1 protein-coding gene is annotated in these 2,704 nt (G+C 40.5%); it reads right to left on the bottom strand.

Annotation, left to right across the window (positions count from 1 at the left end):
• Positions 1–55: 55 nt before the first annotated feature.
• Positions 56–2,638 carry a TonB-dependent receptor gene (locus GQR46_RS18490; protein ID WP_165741990.1) on the bottom strand — a complete coding sequence of 861 codons (2,583 nt, stop codon included), beginning with the start codon at positions 2,636–2,638 and terminating at the stop codon, positions 56–58.
• Positions 2,639–2,704: the final 66 nt, after the last annotated feature.

Genomic DNA, 2,704 nt, shown 5'->3' on the forward strand with positions numbered 1-2,704 from the left:
ATTAAAAAGGCGAAATGTCTTTAACATTTCGCCTTTGGTTCTTCATGAAAATAGTTTAAAAAGTATATGTTGCTTTAGCGTAGTAAAAGCCACCGTTAATACCAAACGGAGATGTTTCGTAGAACTGACCACCCCAGTTGTTATTAGGGATACCCGTTGCATCTGCAAAATCAAGTTTTTCAGCATCTTGGTCGAATAAGTTTTGAGCGCCTACAGAGAAGCTAACTGATTCATTTAAGAAGTAAGTTACTTCAGCATCAATAGTGACTGCAGCATCTGCTGTTTTAGCTGTTGCATCATAATCAACGTGAACACCTTGGTATTCGCCGTAGTAGTTTGCACGAGCAAATGCAGAAACTGATTCCCATTGTTGAGACAATGTGAACGTTGCACGATGGTTAGGTAAATCTTCTTCTAAGCGTTTAACTTTAAACGCACCTGTAATCTCACTAAATTGAGTTACTTCAGTATCATTCCAGTTATAAGCAAGACTAAATGTAGAGCTACCGCCCATTAGTTCAGCAGTATAGTTTGCAACTAAATCGATACCTTGAGTTGTTGTATCAAAGTCATTTGTAAAAAAGCTTACCTGAGCAAGACCTTGTACATTAGGAACTCCAGCGGCTGTAAGTGTATCTTTATCTGCTTGGCTTAAGTTGATTTTATCTGATTGGCTAATACGGTCATCTACTTGAATGTTGTAGTAATCAAGCGTTAAAAATAACTCGCCGATTGTGTATACAGCACCAAGTGTATAGCTTTGTGATTCTTCCGGCTCAAGCTCTGTACCACCTAATTGCACTGCAATAGGGTTTGTTGGTGGAAGAAGCGCTGAATCTTGTAATACACCGCTGTCTAAGCTTGTTTGTACGTTACTTACGTTAGCTTGACCAACTGTAGGTGCACGGAAACCGCTACTTACAGAACCACGAATATTTAAATCTTCAGTTAAATGGTATTGAGCCATTACTTTGTAGTTAGTTGTAGTACCAAAGCTGTCGTAGTCTTCAAAGCGAAGCGCTAAGCCCATTAAAAAGTCTTCAGTAAAGGGTGCTTCAACATCAACATACGCTGCATAGTTACGACGAGAAAACTCACCTGCTTGTGATGGTTTAAAACCAGGGAAGCCGTTAGAGCCAATACCAAAACCTTGTGCTGTTAAAGGGCCTGCTGTGTAAGATTCTTCATCACCAGAAATGATAGTGAATGTTTCTTCATGCCATTCAAAACCACCGGCAATGTTTACATCATAAGCTAAACCAAAGTCGACACCCTTTGATAAATCAAAGTTAAAGTTTTTCTCTAGCTGTTCATATTTACCCGGACTGAAGTCACGTGGCGTATCCGCACCTAAAGAAGCATTAACCGTGTCATAGATGAAGTAACGTGATTCATTTAAACCCACAGTACCGCTTAAGTCATAGTAAGTATCTTTTAAGAAACCACCAGTGAATCGCCCTTTAGTACCAATAGTTAAAGAAGTATCAGTAATGTTGCCGCCAAAGTTAGGTGTAAAGCCACCTGGAAGCGTTTCGTTAAAGGCAAAACAATCTGGGTTGTTCGCTACACCATTTATATAAGCAGGATCATCTAATACGTTGCCATCTGTTATTGCAATAGTAGGACAGTTAGCGCTCATATCAGGTGTTAAATCTGCAACAAGTAGTGTTTCGCCACCATCATTTGAGTAAACGCCAGAACGTGTTTGCGGGTTACGGTAGTAAAAGCCACCACGTACATCACGTTCAGAGTAATTACCAAACATGTAAAATTCAGAATCGTTTGTTAGCTCTAAACCTACGTTACCAAAAATTGTAATATCGTCGTTTACTTCTGGTGCGCCCCATACTTGTGCAAGAGAAGATACATCAGGAACACCGGCAGCTGAAAGTGCTGCGGCATCGGCACGTTGAACTGAGCGGCTTGTTGCATCAGCTGTTTTATATTGAAAGCTTAAATTAGCAAAGCCATTGTCGGTAAACGGTAAACCCACGTTACCCGACACTTGTGTTGTATCGCCGTCACCTTCATAAAATTGACCATGGCGGATTTCTAATTTGCCACCTTCAGAAGCGTCTTTTAGTTGGAAGTTCATTACACCCGCGATGGCATCAGAACCATATTGTGCAGCTGCGCCATCACGAAGTACTTCTACTTGTTTAATAGCAATGCTTGGAATAACTGAAATATCTGCGCCTTGCGCGCCATCGTTAATACCACCGCCTAAAAATGCAATTACAGAAGCACGATGACGACGTTTGCCGTTTAAAAGAACCAATGTGCTGTCTGATGGTAAACCACGTAAGTTAGCTGGGCGAACAAGAGAGGCCGCATCACTAATAGGATTTTGATGTACGTTAAAAGATGGCACGGCACCTTTTAAAAGCTCAAGCATGTCGGTATTGCCTGATCTTTCTAATTCTTCGCCGCCAATAATATCGATTGGAACTGGTGAGTCACCGATTGAACGTGGAGCTGAGCGCGTACCTACTACGGCAATTTTCTCTACGTTTTTATTTACTTTAGTTTGCTGTTGCTCGTCTGCTGCAATAGCAGAACCCGAAAAAAACAACCCTGCAGTGGTTGTAGCTAAAGCAAATTTGATTGCTTGGTTTAGCGCATTATTTTTTAATTTCATTCTAATTTTCCCCAGTTAGAATAATTCTTATTTTTGATGCTAATTTCACATCATTTATTTTTAACT

The organism is Pseudoalteromonas sp. Z1A6 (assembly GCF_011378745.1).
Classification (GTDB): domain Bacteria; phylum Pseudomonadota; class Gammaproteobacteria; order Enterobacterales; family Alteromonadaceae; genus Pseudoalteromonas; species Pseudoalteromonas arctica.